A 17,530-nucleotide genomic window follows, 5' to 3' on the forward strand; every position below is an offset into this window, starting at 1 on the left:
TCCCTCAAATGGCGAATGCTTTAGATACACGGGATCTTGAAAGGATGTAATTGTATGCGAATGACAAGTGTATTGATTACTGCTTACGCGAAGGCACCGCAAAATACAAGCATGTATGAAAACTATAAATATGCCGGAATCGTGCTTGAAATTCATAAAGAGACTCATATTATCCTAAATGCCGAATTTACTTTTCTAACAAACCTCGCTCAGGATTACTTTAAAAGAATGATTATCGGTTATGACTTCAGCAAGGATATCAAACCATTGATTGAGGAAATTACAAGCGATTTTATAGCTCCCTCCCAGCAGGCAGTTATTGTGGCACTAAAAGTGGCTCATCAAAGGTATAAAGACAGTCTAGAAGCAAGAAAATTAAAAAAGGAGAGAGAGTAAATGGATAAAGCAGAAAAACAACTGCTCTTTAAAGAAGTAATGGGGAACTATCCAACAGGTGTCACAATTGTTACAGGAGTATCAGAAGATGGAACACCCGTTGGTTTGACTGTAAATTCATTCGCTTCGGTGTCACTGGATCCATTAATGATCCTTTGGTCTATTGACCATGGAGTTTCTACAATTAAGGCATTTACAGAAGGCGGAAAATTTGCTGTCCATGTATTAGCAGGGGAACAACAGGAGCTATGCAAAACGTTTGCTGCAAAAGGAGTAGATCGGTTTAGCCAGTGTAAATGGGAAATGTCTGAAACCGGTTTGCCTATTATTGAAGCAGCGTTTGGTGTATTTGAATGTGAAACGTTCCAAGCGGTGGAAGCAGGTGATCATACAGTACTTATCGGTAATGTGACTAATATTCGTCTTGATAAGGAGAAAGATCCAATGCTTTATCACCGGCGCTGTTTTGGCCCGATTCCGGCTGAGTTTTATAATTATGTAAAATAAGGACTAAAATGAATTAGCAAATATTTCTATATGCGTGAAGGAACAATTGATAAGTTATTTAACTCTTTTATATACAATCCATGCAAATTTGGAGAAAAGCCGGCTTGGTTAATAAGCCGGCTTTTTACTTGAATAAATCCTAGATAAAATAAAAATCGAACGAAATTTCATGATCTTGCCAATATAAAGTATAAACCGAGGAAAGGAGGGGCGGCCGTTGGAGAGAAGCAGGAAATGCGAGCTGCTGGTCGAGCTGGTTTTGGCCGGAGATCAGACAGCCTATGGAAAAATTTATGAAGAGACAGTTGATGATGTATACAAAACTGTTCATTTCTTGATGGATCATAAGTCAGATATTGATGACGTTGTCCAAGAAATCTATTTGCAAGCCTATGGAAGACTCAAAACGTTTGATTTAAATAGAAACTTTCGTCCCTGGTTGATAGGAATTGCCGTGCGCCAAGTACGTGCTTATCGGAGAAAGCGATGGACGCACTTGCGCATTGCCAGAAAAGCAGAGCAGTACAAGGCATTGGTTGAAGAGGATTTTTCCCACCGGATAGTAGATAAAGTGTCTAATCGGCAATTGTTGATAAGCATTAATCAATTGTCATTTAAGCTGAGGCAGGTGGTTATTTTACGTTATTTACATGATTATTCCCAAGAAGAAATAGCTGATAGTTTAAATATTCCGATTGGAACTGTGAAATCCAGGGTGAATGCGGCATTAAAAAAATTACGTCAAAGCGAAATGGATGTAAATATTTTTTTCAAGAAGGTAGGGAATATACAATGAATCTGGAAGAACGAGTAAGAGAAACGTTACAGGAGGAAGCTCAACACGTGTCTCCACCTCCTTATTTAAAAACAAGAGTCATCGGCCGAGTGACAAGGGGCGCTGGGAAAAAAGCTAAAAAGCGCTTCGTTGCTGGCGTGCTGGCAGCTGTGCTGCTTTTGCCGCTTAGCGCATTTAGTTATCAGTCGCTTCTGGCGGATGGAGTCTATGGCTCATTTGAGAACATCAAAAAGCATATAGCATCAGCGACAATGGAAGGCTATTTTCTTTTGAATGCCAAACTGTCACAGGCTCAGGGAGAATTAGGAGATGAAGAATATGCCGCATTCAAGAAGGAGCTGCAAGTGATCACAGACGCGAAGCTGGCTTATGGAGATAGGTATGGAAACATTGATTATGACCTGGTGCCGCAGAAAAAAAGAATGGAGCTTACAGAAGCCCATAAAACCTTGCAGCCTTATTTTGATCAGCTTAACAATGAGAAATCCAGCAAAGAAATACTAACAGATGAAGAATTTGACCAATATATTGCTGCCCAGATGACGTATGAAAAAGCATTGGCACAAAGCGGAACGGATACGAGTGAAGGGCCGATAGAAGAGGAAAAGCTGCCGGAGCCGCTGCGGACGGAATTTCAACAAGCAAGAGACTTTTTGGATTATGTGCAAAGCAAGCAACAGCCATCGCCATAAAGAATGAAGAAAAAAATCGGGCACAGTGCCCGATTTTTTTCTTGCTTAAGCTGTCCCTAAAGTGACGCCGAGCTTTTTCAAGTATTGTCGATAAGCAATGCTCATCCGATCGCAGACGAGAGAAAGCTCAACCTGCAGATCAAGCGGAAGCTCTTCCGGCTTTTGGTTTTCAACAACCGGTTTGTCCTGAGAAAAAATTTCATTTTGAAACTCGATAAGCTGCTCATCCGCCAGCCCGGTCTCATAGTTGAATGAAAGAATCCCGTAAGCGGTAGAGGTGTGTTCATCCACGGGACGAACAGTTAACAAAATCGTCATAGTCGTATCATTTTCCCGGTCTTTTTTTGTGAATTTTACTGTTAACGGGCGAACGATTTCATAGGTGTAATATACATATTTCGCGATGCCAGACCCATCAGGATCGGGCTGAAAGATGGCAATTTCATCAGAGTACACACGGTCCTTTTCCCAGTGGACAGCATAGTCTTCGATCTCGCGATGGGATTCTGTTCCCAGGTAACCTTGATGCACGACAGCAAGATGGCCTACATCCAGGAAGTTTTCCACAATGCGCGGCGGCTTAGCTTGCACTTGTTGCGGTCCCCAAATGACATTATGGAAGCTGTTTCCTTCCATTTCTTCCAAGCGGAAAAATTCCGGATGGTTATTTGCTAGGTTCACCCAGATAAAGCCGTACTTTTCTATGCAGGCGTAATGGACGGCTTTCGCTTTTTTGGGAATGGCTCTTCCCTCCGGCAGCTGGGGAATCTTCACGCATTCTCCCTTATCATTGTATTCCCATGCATGATAAGGGCAGACGAGACAGTCATTTTTCACTTCTCCAAGCGACAATGCCGCGCCCCGATGAATACATAAATCTTTAAATGCATGCACTCCCTGGCTATTTCTGAAAATAGCCAGCCGCTCTCCCATCAGCATTACTTGAATAGGCTTTTCCCCTACATCCTCTGAACGGCAGGCTACAATCCAATCCTGCCTCAATACGTCATCTTGCACCATATCCTTTATCCCTCCGAATCGATTTCATGCTTTTATTTTAATAAGAGATGGAGAGGAGGTCAACTTAAATACGAATTAAAATAATATTTTTATGTAAAAATGTTCGTTTTTTATATACAAATTATTTTTTTTTATATATAATCCATTTGAAAATAAATAAATAACGAACGAAAGGAAGGGTTGCAGTGAAGGGGAAGGAAGAAAATAACATTATTATTGGAGTAGATGATAAAGTCAGCCCTGGAAAAGCGTTTGTTCTCGGTTTGCAGCATGTGCTGGCTATGGACTTATATATTGCGCCAATTATCATTGCGGGCCTGCTGGCCTTAAGTGCAGAAAATACCTCTTTCTTTATTCAGATGTGTTTCTTGGCCACTGGTATAGCCACATTGATCCAAACAGGAGCAGGCATTAAGCTCCCTGTTGTGCAAGGGCCATCCTATGTGCCAATCGGCGCTATTGCTGCGATCGGCGGAAAACTGGGCTTGGGAGCCATCGCTGGGAGCTTGATTCCTGGGGCTATCATTATTGCTCTGCTTGGTTACCCGTTGAAATGGTTTGCGAAAGCAGTGAGACGGATCATCCCGCCGCTTGTAGGCGGCACGGTGATTATTATCGTAGGAATTGCTTTAATGCCGATTGGGCTTAATAATGTGTACAATGCGGAGGGAAAGATCGGGGAGAACATTTTTATAGCAGCTGTGTCAGCTGCGGTGTTGGTCATTTGTATGTTATTGGGCCGAAAAACCCGTGGCATCGGCACATTTTTCCGTCTCGTGTCCGTCATTATTGCCATTATCGTCGGTACAATTACGGCAAGCTTTTTCGGCACAGTTGATTTTTCTCCGGTGAAGGAGGCGGGCTGGTTTTCACTGCCGACTTTATTTCCGTTCGGCAAGCCTGTATTTGACCTCAGCGCGGTGATCACTATGGTATTTGTGTACTTCATTATATTAATGGAGACGACGGGCACTTGGTTTGTTGTCTCATCTATTACAGGAAAAGAATTAGATGAGACGCGCTTAAACCGCGCCTCTGTGGGGGAAGGGCTTGGTTGTCTGGTCGGTGCTTTGTTCGGCAGCACACCGATGACAGGGTATTCATCCAATGCCGGTTTGCTGGCGATTACCGGCGTAGCCAGCCGAATGGTCATTATGGCAAGCGGTTTGATTCTTATTTGCTTAGGACTCATTCCTAAATTATCCACGGCGATTACCTGCATTCCTGAGCCTGTCATCAACGGAATTTTTGGTATTGTCTGCGTCGCTATTGTGACCAATGGAATGAAAGTCATCCAGCCGATTGTTATTGATGACCGCAGCATGATCGTTATTGGCATCCCGATTTTGTTAACCATCGCTGTAACCATCTTGCCAAAGGATGTATTGGCAAATGTTCCTGACTGGGCGAATTATATCTTGTCCTCTGGAATTACGGTTGGTGCCTTGGCAACAGTGCTGCTCAATTTAGTCATTCCCGAACCAAAAGGAAGAAATGAGAAAGCAGCTGCTCATGTACAGTGATGAAAGAAACAGCCCATCATTTTTGTAATGATGGGCTGTTTGTCAATCAAAGGGGTTCGGAATGAGCTTATTTTTACACCCTGTTGATTGGAATGAAAGGTGTGCAGATTCCTGCGGGATCACCGTCTGCCCCGCGGAAAGCGAAGCAGCCCGGAATGGAAATCAACAGAACCCGTCTGAGACCATCGTTTTCATAACAATGGTCTTTTTTAGCGGAAAAAACGTTTGGCTGTTAAGGGAATCGAATGGGGATATCCTGTTTGTGCCCGTCTCTGTAGGAGCGATAAGAAACAATATTGCGTTCTTTTGTCCGTGCATCCAGCTGTAGAATCGACGGCCCTTTCATTTCTAGATAGTAAGAAACACCCATCGTTTCAAGCTGGTAGAAAGTAAAGCTTCTTCCCAAAAAGGTCTTCGTGACTTTTTTTGTATCGTGATGGGCAGGAATGAAAGCAGCCAATTCTGCAACAGAGGCGGCAGGTGTATCGGTTAATTGAAATGTTTTTTCTTTTAAATATGCAACCGTCCGTCCGGCTGTTTTCTTTGCTTGATCGATTACTTTGTTTATATTCATGAGCAAATTCACCTCAAGAGCCGGCCCGCAGCTGCGCGGACCAGCGGTTTGTTAAGGACCTAATAAAATCATGCTGTTTTGCATTTGCTGAAGCTGCAGCCTCATTCGGTGAAGCTGTTCTCGTTGTTGTTCGTTAGCACTGAGCAGCAGCTTATCTAGTTCATTATAGGCATCTTCCAGCATCAATTGTGATTTGGAAAAATTCCCAGCGTTATTATGCTCTTGACGCGCCGCATCCTTATACTGTTCTTGGGCATAATCAATGGCGCTTTGACATTGTTCCAAGCATTCATCAACCGAGTGTCTTGTAGCCATGAAGATTCCTCCTTTGGCGGCCATTTAGCCATGCGCCGCCGTTTTTAGTTTGGCCTTTTTTATTTCTGATTATCAAAGTAAAACTTTCACAAGCATAAAGCGGCTATGTGACATTTTTCCATACTATAGCTTTTGTTTTAGGCAAATAGTAAAGACAGGAGGTGGTTACATGAGCAAGAATAGAAACCGTGGCAACAAGGCTTTCAGCGGAGTGAACCCTCAAGGGTACGCCGGGGGCGGAAAAGGAGACACCAGCCCAAAATCACAGCTTGAGGATCGGGCAAAGCATAGCAATACAAAGCGTTAATGTTTTTCCCCCGCCCAAGCCGGCGGGGGAAAACAAGTGATGAATCATATGGATATATTCTCCTTTATTCTTTGGAAGAGGGATGGCTTTATGAGAACCTTAAGGTATGGGAATTTTTTTATAAAGGGAAAAAGTATGGAATTTAGCTCAGCTGCCCATGAGTGATTGACTTCAGAAAGAGGGTCCAGCCATAGAAGGATCTCCCCCTTTTACGAACACAGGCCTATTTACGCGCAACAAATTACATAGAATTGTTGCTTGATTAGTGTTAATATTAAGATAATTATCAAGGGGGGAGAAACATGCTCGATTCATTAAGGGAAATAGCTGATCACTTACCGGTCATTCAAGAGACATATCCCGAGGATACTTGTTTGATTTTAAGCGATAAAGAAAAAATCATCGGCTATCTGCCAGGGAAAGAAATTGATTTAAAATTGAAAGTCGGCGAAAGCATGTCAAAATATAAAAAATCAGCGACCTATAAGGTATTGCAGACAGGTGAAAAAATTCGTGAAGAAATACCGGCGGATTTGCTGGGTATTCCTTATATTTCAACCTGTACACCGATCAAGCAGGATGGACAAGTAATCGGTGCTTTTGCAGCCGTCGTTTCCAATCAAAAGATGGAGGATCTTCGTAAAGGAGCGGAAAAGCTCAGTGCTGTAATTGGACAAATGACGGCTTTTTCTGAGGAAATCGCTGTCATTGCCAATTCGTCTGCGAATAAACTCCAGGAATTGTCGCGGCAATCGGAAACAATGAATAAGAATATGAAAAATGTGGCAAGAATCATTCAGCAAGTAAAAGAGATTGCTTCCCGGTCGAATATTTTAGGGCTGAATGCTTCGATTGAGGCGGCTCGATCAGGAGAATACGGAAGAGGGTTTGCGGTGGTAGCCGACGAAATACGGAAAATGGCTGCTAACAGCAATTCAGCTGCTGAAGACATTCAAAAGCAGCTGGAGATTACGCAGCATGAAATTTTGCAGATCAATGAGTCGATTCAGGAGATCGCTGCTCAAACAGAGGAGCAATCGGCCAGTACTCAAGAGTTTCATACGATGGTGGAGAGAATTTCTGATACAGCTGAGTTGTTAAATAAGCATGGGGGAGTTCAGTCTCTATCGCTGCCATGACTGCCTTGCGCGGCAGTCTTTTTGCTCTTTTTCTATGTCTTTTCGTTTCCATATGCTATAATTTATTTATATGATACCCCCGTAAGGTAATGGGCAGAAAGCATGGAAAGTGATCCATTGATGGAGGTGAACAGAAAAATGGCTGCAAGCAAAGAGGAAGAGAAAACAGTCTCCCATAGAGATGAAGTGGAAAAGGAACAGTTAATTAATCGTTTAAAGCGGATCGAAGGACAGGTAAGAGGCATTCAAAAAATGATTGAAAGTGACCGCTACTGTGTCGATATACTTGTTCAAATTTCAGCGATTAATGCCGCTTTAAAAAAGGTCAGCTTGAATATGCTGGGCCGCCATACGAATCACTGTGTTTCGGATGCGATTAAAAATGGCAATGGCGAAGAAGCGATTGCGGAATTAATGGAAGTGTTTGAGCGCTTCTCCAAATCTTAAACTGCCTAAAACATTCTTATCAACAGGAAAAACTAGTTTATATCCTGAAGGAAACGCAAATTAAATAAAAGCGACTATTTGAAAAAATGATGCTCGGAAATGATCGTTGTTGAACTACCATACAGGGGTATGGTAGTATAAAGAAAATAAATGAATAACTGGGAGGAATAAAAATGGAACAAATTACATTGCGTGTGCAAGGAATGTCTTGCGGTCACTGTGTTCAGGCAATTGAAAGCAACGTTGGAAAGCTGGATGGAGTGGAAGCTGTTAAGGTGCATTTAGAGGCAAGTACAGTTGATGTTTCATTTAATCCGGAACTCGTATCTCTTCATGCCATTACCGAGGAAATCGAAGAACAAGGATATGATGTAGAGCAGTAAGGGACCGTGCTATTTGAAGCACGTTTCTTTTTAAATAGCAATATACTGTACAGGGGTATGGTAAAAGGAGTGATAAGAGTGGCTGATCTGAAAGAAGCAAATTTGCGAATCGCAGGAATGACCTGCGCTGCCTGCGCTGCCCGCATTGAGAAGGGATTAAATAAGCTGGACGGAGTAGAAGAAGCAGCTGTGAATTTTGCTTTGGAAAAAACAAAAATAAAATATGACCCGGAAAAGGTAAATGAGCAGAAGTTTAAGGATAAAGTGGAGGCCTTAGGTTATGAAGTCGTTTATGAACAAGCAGAATTTGCTATTGCCGGCATGACGTGCGCTGCTTGTGCTGCCCGTATTGAAAAACGGCTCAATAAGCTTGAAGGTGTGGATCAGGCAGCTGTGAACTTTGCTTTGGAATCGGTACTTGTGGTTTATAATCCTGATGAAGTGACGATGTCTGATATGAAAGAGGCGATTAGGAAACTCGGCTATACGCTTATTGAAAAAGAAGAACAGAAAGAGGGAGCAGAGGACTACCGCGAAGCGGAGATTAAGCGCCAGACGAGGAAGTTAATTATTTCAGCTATTTTATCTTTCCCGCTTCTATGGGCCATGGCCGGCCATTTCGCCTTTACCTCCTTTATTTGGGTGCCTGATTTGTTTCTTAATCCATGGATTCAGCTTATTTTGGCCACACCTGTCCAGTTTGTGATCGGCTGGCAGTTTTATGCCGGCGCTTATAAAGCTTTAAGAAATAAAAGTGCCAATATGGACGTTCTTGTGGCTTTAGGAACATCTGCTGCTTACTTCTACAGTTTGTATTTAAGCATTCAATCCCTTCAGACACATGAACATATGGTTTCTCTTTACTTTGAAACAAGTGCGGTATTAATTACTCTAATCATTTTGGGGAAATTATTCGAAGCAAAAGCAAAAGGGCGTTCTTCAGAAGCGATCAAGAAGCTGATGGGATTACAGGCGAAAACGGCCGTTGTCATCAAGGACGGGGCAGAGAAAGTGATTCCGATCGAAGAAGTTGTCTCAGGAGATATCGTTTTTGTAAAGCCGGGGGAGAAGGTGCCAGTAGATGGTGAAGTCATCGAGGGAACATCCGCTGTTGACGAATCAATGATTACGGGAGAGAGCGTGCCGGTTGATAAATCAAAAGGTGATGTAGTCATCGGTTCAACGGTCAACAAAAATGGAGCGCTAACCATTCGGGCGCTGAAAGTCGGGAAGGAAACAGCGCTTGCCCAAATTATCAAAGTCGTTGAAGAAGCTCAAGGCTCTAAAGCACCTATTCAACGGCTTGCCGATCGGATTTCTGGCATTTTTGTGCCGATCGTTGTCGGAATTGCGCTCGTTACTTTCTTTATTTGGTATTTCGCGGTGGCTCCTGGTGATTTTGCCGCAGCTCTTGAAAAGCTGATTGCTGTGCTCGTGATCGCGTGTCCGTGCGCACTCGGCCTTGCGACACCGACGTCCATTATGGCCGGGTCCGGACGGGCGGCAGAGTACGGCATTTTATTTAAAGGCGGCGAGCATTTAGAAACGGCGCACCAGCTCGATACAATCATTCTTGACAAGACGGGAACGGTGACGAATGGAAAGCCGGTTTTAACAGATGTCATTGTGGGCAAAGGGCAACCGGAAGCGGAATTTTTAACTTTGGTCGGTACAGCTGAAAGGAACTCGGAGCATCCGCTGGCTGAAGCGATTGTAGAAGGGGTAAAAGAGAGAGGAATTTCATTAAAGTCAACGGAAGAATTCACAGCTCTGCCCGGTTTTGGCATTCAAGCAAAGGTTGACGGGCGGGAGCTGCTCATCGGCACACGCCGGTTAATGGAGAAAGAAAACGTTGATGTTATCGAGTATTTATCAAAGATGGAACATCTCGAAAAGCAAGGAAAAACAGCTATGCTTGTGGCAATGGACCGGCAATTTGCCGGAATTGTAGCCGTTGCAGATACTGTGAAGGATACATCCAAGAAGGCCATCGCCCGCTTGAAAGAGATGGGTCTAGATGTTGTCATGATGACGGGAGATAATCAGCAGACCGCGCAAGCCATTGCCGCGCAAGTGGGCATTGAGCGCGTCATTGCTGAAGTGCTGCCTGAAGGAAAAGCGGAGGAAGTGAAAAAGCTCCAGCAGGCCGACAGAAAAGTAGCGATGGTAGGGGACGGCATTAATGATGCACCTGCCCTGGCTGTGGCGGACATCGGCATGGCGATTGGGACCGGGACTGATGTAGCGATGGAAGCGGCTGATATTACGTTGATTCGAGGCGACCTCAATAGTATCGCGGACGCGATTTATATGAGTAAAATGACGATCCGCAACATTAAACAGAACTTATTTTGGGCGTTTGGCTATAATACGCTTGGTATTCCAATAGCTGCCCTTGGCCTGCTTGCTCCATGGGTAGCCGGGGCTGCGATGGCATTCAGCTCGGTATCTGTCGTATTAAATGCCCTAAGGCTGCAGCGGATTCAGTTAAAGCCTTAATGAAATGACCGTGTTAAGAAGAGAAGGATTGATTTTTCTCCGTTGATTGGAATGAAGATCAGCCTGCTTTAAAGAAGAAAAAGGAGCCGACCCAAAAAGTCATGAAATATGACCTTTTGGGATGGCTTCTTTTTTATGGATAAGAGATAAACAGATCACTTTCTGAGTGAAGAAATAGAATTGCCCTCTTAGGTGTGAAAAATGCATATTCAGGGTATAACGAGAAGGTATTTTCATTGCTGAAAACGAGGTGATTAGTGTGCTGTACCGTTATCCGATAGCCGCAGCCTGTTTGGCCGGCGCTGCCTGGCTGTCTTTAAAAAGACGGCGCCGGCAAAGACTGGCGCGCATTAATAGCTTGATGATCAAATCGATTGAGCAGAAAGAAAACGAAATCACCTTTCATTGGAAGGGAAAAGAAGAAACGTACAATGTGTATAGAGAGGGGGAACTGATTTATTCAGGATCGGATTCCAGTGCGACCGATACAGGGCTCATAGCAGGAAAGACATATTTATATACAGTGGAAGCATTAGATGCCAATAAGCGTGTAATGGATAGGATCAAAGTGCAAACAGCGACAGCAACGAAAGACAAGAGTGCTGTGAATATATTGCAAGATTTAATCGTTACGACAGTGGTTACAGAGTCTCTTATCAGCATGGAATGGGAGCCGATTGACGGGGTAGAAGAATATACCGTCTACCGGAATGGAGAAAGGCTAGCAAAGGTGCGCGAGGGGCGTTTTGTTGACTATTCTGTTAGAGCCGATCAAGCATATACCTACTCTATTCACGCGGCGCGGCCGTTGCTTCTCTCAGAAAAGGGAATGAGTGAAGAGAAATTCGCGGCGGCAGGAATCATCGGTTTTTTCAAAAAAGGAGCGACGGAAAAAGAGGCTGCTTTTGAGCGGTTTCGCCTAACTAAACAAATTGGCTCTCTTAGAAGTGTTTTAGAGCCAGAGACGCCGCCATCAGCGGAAACAGAGTGGACGATTCGATATATGACCTTTTTAGAAGATAAATGGCTGAAGAACCCCAACTTCTTTTCTCCTTTACGTTATTTTAAAGGAGATGGCCGCGGCTTTGATGCAGACTCGGTGAACTACCGGACAAAAGCAGACATTTTGATAAACTATGATGAAGAAATTCCAACAATTCGTTTAGTTAAAGATGTTGGCCAAACCAAAGCTTATGGATGGCTGCGAAGGTTCAAGAATGAAGACACCGCTTCAGAAGAAGGGATTAAGCTGGAAAAGGAAAATGTAACAAAGGAGAAATTGTTTCTTCAGTTGGCTCACTCTGTCGGAAATCCATTGGTGACATCGCCGGCAATCGATTATAAAGTGAAAATCTTGCTGTGCAAAAGCGGTTTTTTTGATATTAGCGGCATACATGACCAGTCTCCTCATCACGAAGTGTATATGAAGAATAGCAGCCAGGCTTCATGGCAGCCCCTTCATCAAGCTGAGAGCAAAGGACTGGAATGGCTGTCAGAGACGATGGCAGATCAGTTCTGGCGCTTATCAAACTTTAAATAGTGAAAACTTATAAAGGGACTGCCGGATACGTGTCTAAAATAAAAAAGGACTGATCCTAAAAAAGGTCATGTTTCATGACCTGTTAGGATCAGTCCTTTTCTCATTAGATAAACCGTGCTCGGACGCTTGGTGAAGGAAGCATACAGCTTTCTTTTTTTCCGAACCACTTATAGCGGTTTTTAGCGATAAAATCGTATGCCGCATTCCGAAGCGGACGAGGAACGATAATAAAGGCGTATAATAGCTTCCATGCCCCTTTTAAATGCCTGCAAATGCGCAGGGCAGCCGCTGACTTATCATACACTTTGTCCCCTTCGATTAATATCATGCTGTCTATATCAGAAGGAACGTTGTGTTTATTTAACAACTCTTGTCCAGTATCGCTTTGCAAAGAGGCAAAGTGAAAGAGCCCTTGAGGATCATTCTTTATAATAAACTGTACGCTTGAATCACAAAAATTACATTCGCCGTCAAATAAAATAACCGGATGCATCATAATATCCTCCTTGTTTTCCGTTCTCTTTTTCCTTTAACCTTTTTAGGCTGCTATGAAACGCTCATTATTCTTTTTTTTGTGTACTCGGAGCCCTCTTGTTGTATAGCCGCGATTTTCTCGAGTCCTTTATCTGGGCAGCCGCTTCTCTATCAGACCCTCCTGTGTTTTCATCTCCGAGTGACAGGCCGGAAGGATTATTTTGCTTCCTGGGAGACCCATAATGAGTAGTCTTGGTCAGATTGATAAACTCGGTTAAATCTTATGTTTCTCTCATAATCCATCCCTTCATTTTACTTTACCTTATCAGAGCCGAAATAATCTTCTTTAACCTGTTTTTTCTTTGTTTTAGAAGGAGTATCCTTCATGTTCTTCTGCTAGGACGAACGGAGGAAAATGATCGAAAGGTGTTTAAAGCAGTTTTTATCTGTCTAAAGTGAATGTGTATACATAATTTTGGAAAGGGAGGATGATGATGAAAAAATTAGGGCTTTTTGCTTTTCTGTTGGCTGTCGCATTGGTGATTGGTGCATGTGGCGGCGGAAAAGATAAAGCGGCAGATGAACAAAAAGAGAATGAGGCTGCTACCGAAAGTGGCTCGGCTGCTCCTGAAAAAGAACCGAGCAACGAAACTTCAACAGAAAAGCAGGCGCCGGAATCTCCAGATTCTCCGGTGGCTGGTGACGGAGAAGATAATGATGCGAAAACCATTGATTTGAAAAACAGCGAGGGGAAAAAGGTAGGGATCGCCCAGCTGAAACAGACTGACAAAGGGGTGTCGATCCAGGTAGAAGCGTCAGATTTGCCTCCGGGTGAACATGGATTTCATCTTCATGAAACCGGGAAGTGTGACGCACCCGGCTTTGAATCAGCCGGCGGACATTTTAACCCGGGAAAAGCGAGCCACGGGATGAATCATGAAAAAGGGCCTCATGCCGGCGATTTGCCAAACCTTACTGTAGGAAAGGATGGCAAAGTGAAGGCGGAAATGGTTGCAGAGCATGTTACACTCAATAGCGGGGAAGCTCATTCCTTGTTTGACGAAGATGGATCTGCCCTGGTGATCCATGAAAAAGCGGATGACGGAAAATCCCAGCCGGCTGGTGATGCGGGCACCCGCATTGCATGTGGAGTAATCAGCGCCCAATAGGAAAAAACAGAAGCGCCTGTCCAGACTCGGACAGGCGCTTTTATAGCTAACATCGGTCTGTTTAACCAGCCGCAAAAATAAAAAAGCAGCTGCACGTCAAATAAAAATTGAAGTGAGCTGCTTTTTTGGCCATTTTTCATTAGCCTATATAAAATTATGCTTTTTGAACGTTAGTTGCTTGCAGACCGCGTTGTCCTTGTTCTGTTTCGAAAGTAACTGTTTGTCCTTCGTCTAAAGATTTGTAGCCTTCGCCTTGGATAGCTGAGAAGTGAACGAATACATCGTCTCCGCCTTCACGCTCGATGAATCCAAACCCTTTTTCTGCGTTAAACCATTTCACTTTACCTTGTTCCATTTGTATATATCCTCCTCGTGTGCGGTTCGCACGTGTAGTACTATCCTTGCTCAAATCCATTAGACAAAAAGACTTTCGTTTATCTTTTTTCTTCGAACAAAAATAATTCTCTTTAAAGATAACAGAAGCTGTAAAGCAAGGCAAGAAAAGGAGAGAACAACTTCCCGACACTGTTCGCCAAACGAAAGGAACTTTAGCATAAAAACTGTCGAAAAACAATTTATTGTCTCCTTTGTGAAGCTTTAGATCTATATTTGGAAAAGAAAAAATCAGGAGAAATCGGCTATTTGGCTGATTTATTAGAATATTCTATCAAATATAATGGAAGCATGTCCAAAAAATGATTGGAGGGGAATGTTTTGAGAAAAGCGGTTTCACTGATCCTAGGGTGTACTTTATTGTTTTCGGCGGGAGTTTCATCTGCTGCAGCGGCTGGAACTGTACCTGGAGGTCCTTCGACTAATGGAGAGATGAATGTAAGCAGTTTGGTTACATATGAGGATATGATTAAAGCTCTCAAAGATATTGAGCAGACAAGCCAAGGAAAAGTAGAGGTATTCACACTAGATGAATATGGAAAAAGTGAGCAGGGAAGAAGCTTTTATGCGGCCAAAGTGGGAACGGGGCCGGTCAAGGTATGGATACAGGCACAAATTCATGGGGATGAGAAATTAACGACACGCGCGGTGCTGGATTTGCTGAAAACCTTCGGCAGCAGCGGCGGCAAGGATATCAAAGCTATGCTCAACAATCTGACAATCTATGCCGTTCCTATGTACAACCCGGATGGCAGTATAATGAATACGAGGACAACTATGCTGTATGACAATGGAGAGCCTAAGCGGAACGACAGCGGCAAGCCGTTAACAGTTGATTTAAACCGCGACTGGGCAGCGGCTGGATTTAAAGCGAAGGAATCGCTGGCTTTTTATAAGTATTGGGCTGACGTAAAACCAGATTATGCGGTTGACCTTCACCATCAAGGCTTTAAGACTGTCTACGGCACCAATGAATCGACGTCTATGTCACTTGGTGTGTCACTTGCCCCGGATGGGCCAACGCTGCCTAACGTTAAAGATTACAATGACGTGACCCGCCAAATGCAAGTATATGTGTATGATGCATTAAAACAATACGGCTACACTCACATTGACCGTTATCAAGTGGGAGATGGCGATAAAAGATATGAAATTGACATTAAGGGCGGAGTCGTTTCGGCGATGATGCTGGGTTTGAATTATAACAATCTCAATCCAACGCACCACAGCAATCCGGCTATTTTCTTTGAAACAAAAGGAAATACGAGAGAAGGCGGTCTTGGACAAAAATCAAACGGTTATTTAACGAAGCAAAATTATCTTGGGCTGAAAGCGTTGCTTGAAGGCATTTCGTCCGGAAAGATCGCCCAGGTTGACCCTGACCGCTGGGGAGATATTCCGGCTTATCCTCTTGCCGGCTATCAAACAGACTCAGGGATTGTACCGGCTGGTTATTAATTTAATTAATGAAAAAAGCAAGCACGGGATACTGTGCTTGCTTTAAGTTGCAGACAAATTGAATAAAAATCGAATTTGCCCGCCTTTTTTCTTGTGACTGTTTTGAAAAGAAAAAGGGCCGGTCCAAAAAGTCATTTTTCATGGGCTTTTGGACCGGCTTTTTCATGTACAGCGTTTTATCTAAAAAAGGCTTTGTCGATATTGTACTTTGATTTCAGTGTGTTAATGATATAGGTTTCGTAAATTTCCCGTTCCATCGGATCTTCCACATAACAGACCTCAATCTTGTAAACATCATCGCGATGCAGCTTGATTGGAGAAGCAGCGTCTTCAAAGCTTTTGCGGATCCGCATTCTTAATTTGCGCGCTTTGCCAACGAACATTAATTCATCCTGTGCATCGTAGTACATATAAATGCCGCCCTTGTCGCGGGCAATCTTATGATAGTCAATAAAGCCATATTCCCTGGCTATGGCAGCTTCGCTTCTATCTCCTTCGGTATTCTTTTTCACAATAGTAAGATCCGGTTGTGGCAGTTCAATTTTTATCATTTGCAATCGCTCCTATTCTTCATTTAAAGCGTACCATAAATGACAGGAAAAGCTAGAGTTCTTTCGGTAATTCCGCCATTTTTTCTGCAAAAAGATTTAATGTTCCTTTTGCGCCAGTTTCTGCAAATAATGAACAAATACATCGTCTCTGGCAAGAGATGCTTCAAACGTTCGTTTCAGGAAATTCTCTCCTGTTTGAAAGCTTGGAAATGTTTCCGGCAAAATGGAGCCATTGCGTTTGATGGCCCAGTTGTTCTCAGCGGTCTCATAGAGGAGAAAGGTCTCTCCCGGCCTGCTTTCATAAAGAGAGCCAAACGATGATTCTTTCACATTATAGCGGTTTCTGCGGGCGTCCTCCCGCAGCGGCAGCAGATGAAAGGTATCGGTGACAAACTGTGTGTAAGCCTCTTCCGTCATAGAAGCGCCGGCCGCTTTGGCATGACCGCCGCCGCCATAACGGGCAGCAACCTCCGATACATCGATATGATCATGAATGGTCCGAAAGCCGAGACGTTTTCCGCCAATATTTAAAATAGCAATGTAGTCGAGATGGGGATTTTCCTTTCCAAGTTCATTACCCAGCTCCGAATGATAGGACTCAGCATAAACGACTCCAGCCATATGTTCGCCAATGCTGGCCTGTACTAATTCGCGCCGCTTCCGGTGAATATACCTGGCGATTTTGTCATCTTCCATATCCAATATCTTCTCTTCCAGCTCGTCGAAAAAGAAATGCTGGTGATAGCGGAGGCGGCTGATCATTCTGTCTTCAAACTCTTCTATCGATACTAAGAAAAAGAGGGCATTCAGCCGGCGGGCCTCCTGGTTAGCATTTTTTTCCCATTCCCATGTATCATACTGCCGGACGAGCTCGACGAATTCAGCGAGTGCATTGGACGGTTCAATGAGCTCGTGCTGCAGCAAATAGTCATAAAGCAATGAGGTGGCAGAAGTCAACTTTCCATCCTCATCTTCAATAACGACATGGCCCCATTCGTATTCATTAAAATGAAGCGCTGTTTTATGGTGGTCAATCAGCTGCACCTTCCCGCCGTCCTGATGAAAAGCGTTGAGCTTTTCTTGATTGTCCTTATTGACAGACAGATCGGTAATGAATAAAGCGGTTTTCTTGTCTTGATTTTCTAAAAACCATGCAACTTCATAATCAAGGCCGGCTACGGAGTTATAGCGCACCTGGACTTGCTTGCCAAAAGCGAGCTTAGCGAGAATGCCGCAGCCGACGCCGTCCAAGTCATTGTGTGTTAATAATTTATACATGATTTTCACCTCACCATATTAGTATGTTCCCCAAAGAAAAGAATTTAAAGTATAAAAATGCGCTATTCA

Annotated in this window: 20 protein-coding genes; 13 read left to right on the top strand and 7 right to left on the bottom strand. The window is 43.6% G+C overall.

From position 1 onward, the window contains the following. The first annotated feature begins 54 nt into the window (after positions 1-54). From B1A98_RS00540 to B1A98_RS00555, 4 genes are all read left to right on the top strand, one after another. Positions 55-396, top strand: coding sequence for a DUF3870 domain-containing protein (locus B1A98_RS00540; RefSeq protein ID WP_063384213.1), 342 nt, complete (start codon positions 55-57; stop codon positions 394-396). Continuing rightward, positions 397-903, top strand: coding sequence for a flavin reductase family protein (locus B1A98_RS00545; RefSeq protein WP_063384212.1), 507 nt, complete (start codon positions 397-399; stop codon positions 901-903). 217 nt (positions 904-1,120) lie between these two features. Next, positions 1,121-1,699 (top strand): sigma-70 family RNA polymerase sigma factor, encoded by a 579-nt coding sequence (locus tag B1A98_RS00550; protein WP_063384211.1) that lies wholly within the window; start codon positions 1,121-1,123, stop codon positions 1,697-1,699. Continuing rightward, positions 1,696-2,391: a DUF3600 domain-containing protein gene (locus B1A98_RS00555; RefSeq protein WP_063384210.1), complete on the top strand. Its 696-nt coding sequence runs from the start codon at positions 1,696-1,698 to the stop codon at positions 2,389-2,391. The genes B1A98_RS00550 and B1A98_RS00555 overlap by 4 nt, the downstream gene beginning before the upstream one ends. 45 nt (positions 2,392-2,436) lie before the next feature. Here B1A98_RS00555 and B1A98_RS00560 read toward each other — a convergent pair whose 3' ends face one another. After that, entirely contained in the window at positions 2,437-3,411 is a 975-nt protein-coding gene (locus B1A98_RS00560; protein WP_063384209.1) for an aromatic ring-hydroxylating oxygenase subunit alpha, read from the bottom strand. A gap of 185 nt (positions 3,412-3,596) precedes the next feature. Here B1A98_RS00560 and B1A98_RS00565 point away from each other — a divergent pair, with 185 nt between their 5' ends. After that, positions 3,597-4,934, top strand: a complete 1,338-nt coding sequence (locus B1A98_RS00565; protein WP_063384208.1) for a uracil-xanthine permease family protein — start codon at positions 3,597-3,599, stop codon at positions 4,932-4,934. A gap of 232 nt (positions 4,935-5,166) precedes the next feature. On the opposite strand, the gene B1A98_RS00570 is transcribed toward B1A98_RS00565, so the two are convergent. After that, entirely contained in the window at positions 5,167-5,508 is a 342-nt protein-coding gene (locus tag B1A98_RS00570; protein ID WP_041113044.1) for a hypothetical protein, read from the bottom strand. 51 nt (positions 5,509-5,559) lie between these two features. Further along, the gene (locus tag B1A98_RS00575) at positions 5,560-5,823 is read right to left on the bottom strand and encodes a YtzC family protein (RefSeq protein WP_063384207.1); all 264 of its coding nucleotides are present in this window, start codon (positions 5,821-5,823) and stop codon (positions 5,560-5,562) included. 169 nt (positions 5,824-5,992) lie between these two features. Between B1A98_RS00575 and B1A98_RS00580 the strand changes: the two genes are divergently transcribed. The 6 genes from B1A98_RS00580 (at position 5,993) to B1A98_RS00605 (ending at position 12,138) form a co-directional block, all read left to right on the top strand. After that, on the top strand, positions 5,993-6,130 hold the full coding sequence (locus B1A98_RS00580) for a spore protein (RefSeq protein WP_041099500.1): 138 nt from the start codon (positions 5,993-5,995) through the stop codon (positions 6,128-6,130). 302 nt (positions 6,131-6,432) lie between these two features. Further along, the gene (locus B1A98_RS00585) at positions 6,433-7,269 is read left to right on the top strand and encodes a methyl-accepting chemotaxis protein (protein WP_063384206.1); all 837 of its coding nucleotides are present in this window, start codon (positions 6,433-6,435) and stop codon (positions 7,267-7,269) included. A 138-nt stretch (positions 7,270-7,407) separates the two neighbouring features. After that, complete coding sequence (locus tag B1A98_RS00590; RefSeq protein WP_063384205.1) at positions 7,408-7,716, top strand: metal-sensing transcriptional repressor; 309 nt, start codon at positions 7,408-7,410, stop codon at positions 7,714-7,716. Between the two features lie 173 nt (positions 7,717-7,889). Further along, positions 7,890-8,099, top strand: coding sequence for a copper chaperone CopZ (copZ, locus tag B1A98_RS00595; protein ID WP_063384204.1), 210 nt, complete (start codon positions 7,890-7,892; stop codon positions 8,097-8,099). A gap of 78 nt (positions 8,100-8,177) precedes the next feature. After that, positions 8,178-10,598, top strand: a complete 2,421-nt coding sequence (locus B1A98_RS00600; protein ID WP_063384203.1) for a heavy metal translocating P-type ATPase — start codon at positions 8,178-8,180, stop codon at positions 10,596-10,598. A 259-nt stretch (positions 10,599-10,857) separates the two neighbouring features. Continuing rightward, positions 10,858-12,138 (top strand): DUF3238 domain-containing protein, encoded by a 1,281-nt coding sequence (locus B1A98_RS00605; RefSeq protein ID WP_082821662.1) that lies wholly within the window; start codon positions 10,858-10,860, stop codon positions 12,136-12,138. 103 nt (positions 12,139-12,241) lie between these two features. Here B1A98_RS00605 and B1A98_RS00610 read toward each other — a convergent pair whose 3' ends face one another. Further along, positions 12,242-12,631 carry a thiol-disulfide oxidoreductase DCC family protein gene (locus tag B1A98_RS00610; protein WP_063384202.1) on the bottom strand — a complete coding sequence of 130 codons (390 nt, stop codon included), beginning with the start codon at positions 12,629-12,631 and terminating at the stop codon, positions 12,242-12,244. A gap of 469 nt (positions 12,632-13,100) precedes the next feature. On the opposite strand from B1A98_RS00610, the gene B1A98_RS00615 reads away from it, so the two are divergent. Then, complete coding sequence (locus tag B1A98_RS00615; RefSeq protein ID WP_240492432.1) at positions 13,101-13,781, top strand: superoxide dismutase family protein; 681 nt, start codon at positions 13,101-13,103, stop codon at positions 13,779-13,781. 154 nt (positions 13,782-13,935) lie between these two features. On the opposite strand, the gene B1A98_RS00620 is transcribed toward B1A98_RS00615, so the two are convergent. After that, the gene (locus B1A98_RS00620; protein WP_041099512.1) at positions 13,936-14,136 is read right to left on the bottom strand and encodes a cold-shock protein; all 201 of its coding nucleotides are present in this window, start codon (positions 14,134-14,136) and stop codon (positions 13,936-13,938) included. A 359-nt stretch (positions 14,137-14,495) separates the two neighbouring features. Between B1A98_RS00620 and B1A98_RS00625 the strand changes: the two genes are divergently transcribed. Next, on the top strand, positions 14,496-15,632 hold the full coding sequence (locus B1A98_RS00625) for a M14 family zinc carboxypeptidase (protein ID WP_063384200.1): 1,137 nt from the start codon (positions 14,496-14,498) through the stop codon (positions 15,630-15,632). Positions 15,633-15,808: 176 nt separating this feature from the next. Here B1A98_RS00625 and B1A98_RS00630 read toward each other — a convergent pair whose 3' ends face one another. Together B1A98_RS00630 and B1A98_RS00635 are read right to left on the bottom strand one after the other, a co-directional pair. After that, a complete protein-coding gene (locus B1A98_RS00630; RefSeq protein ID WP_063384199.1) occupies positions 15,809-16,183 on the bottom strand; it encodes a nucleotide excision repair endonuclease in 375 nt (124 codons plus the stop codon). A gap of 96 nt (positions 16,184-16,279) precedes the next feature. Next, a complete protein-coding gene (locus B1A98_RS00635; RefSeq protein WP_063384198.1) occupies positions 16,280-17,461 on the bottom strand; it encodes a DHH family phosphoesterase in 1,182 nt (393 codons plus the stop codon). Positions 17,462-17,530 lie beyond the last annotated feature (69 nt).

Origin of the sequence: Pseudobacillus badius, assembly GCF_002189605.1 — a bacterium.
Lineage (GTDB): Bacteria > Bacillota > Bacilli > Bacillales > Domibacillaceae > Pseudobacillus > Pseudobacillus badius.

Bases quoted from the DNA above. Each gene is read 5' to 3' on its own strand.
- B1A98_RS00620 (WP_041099512.1), bottom strand. From the start codon at position 14,136: ATGGAACAAGGTAAAGTGAAATGGTTTAACGCAGAAAAAGGGTTTGGA.
- B1A98_RS00560 (WP_063384209.1), bottom strand. From the start codon at position 3,411: ATGGTGCAAGATGACGTATTGAGGCAGGATTGGATTGTAGCCTGCCGT.
- B1A98_RS00580 (WP_041099500.1), top strand. From the start codon at position 5,993: ATGAGCAAGAATAGAAACCGTGGCAACAAGGCTTTCAGCGGAGTGAAC.
- B1A98_RS00615 (WP_240492432.1), top strand. From the start codon at position 13,101: ATGATGATGAAAAAATTAGGGCTTTTTGCTTTTCTGTTGGCTGTCGCA.
- B1A98_RS00540 (WP_063384213.1), top strand. From the start codon at position 55: ATGCGAATGACAAGTGTATTGATTACTGCTTACGCGAAGGCACCGCAA.
- B1A98_RS00545 (WP_063384212.1), top strand. From the start codon at position 397: ATGGATAAAGCAGAAAAACAACTGCTCTTTAAAGAAGTAATGGGGAAC.
- copZ (WP_063384204.1), top strand. From the start codon at position 7,890: ATGGAACAAATTACATTGCGTGTGCAAGGAATGTCTTGCGGTCACTGT.
- B1A98_RS00635 (WP_063384198.1), bottom strand. From the start codon at position 17,461: ATGTATAAATTATTAACACACAATGACTTGGACGGCGTCGGCTGCGGC.
- B1A98_RS00590 (WP_063384205.1), top strand. From the start codon at position 7,408: ATGGCTGCAAGCAAAGAGGAAGAGAAAACAGTCTCCCATAGAGATGAA.
- B1A98_RS00555 (WP_063384210.1), top strand. From the start codon at position 1,696: ATGAATCTGGAAGAACGAGTAAGAGAAACGTTACAGGAGGAAGCTCAA.
- B1A98_RS00610 (WP_063384202.1), bottom strand. From the start codon at position 12,631: ATGCATCCGGTTATTTTATTTGACGGCGAATGTAATTTTTGTGATTCA.
- B1A98_RS00630 (WP_063384199.1), bottom strand. From the start codon at position 16,183: ATGATAAAAATTGAACTGCCACAACCGGATCTTACTATTGTGAAAAAG.
- B1A98_RS00575 (WP_063384207.1), bottom strand. From the start codon at position 5,823: ATGGCTACAAGACACTCGGTTGATGAATGCTTGGAACAATGTCAAAGC.
- B1A98_RS00570 (WP_041113044.1), bottom strand. From the start codon at position 5,508: ATGAATATAAACAAAGTAATCGATCAAGCAAAGAAAACAGCCGGACGG.
- B1A98_RS00585 (WP_063384206.1), top strand. From the start codon at position 6,433: ATGCTCGATTCATTAAGGGAAATAGCTGATCACTTACCGGTCATTCAA.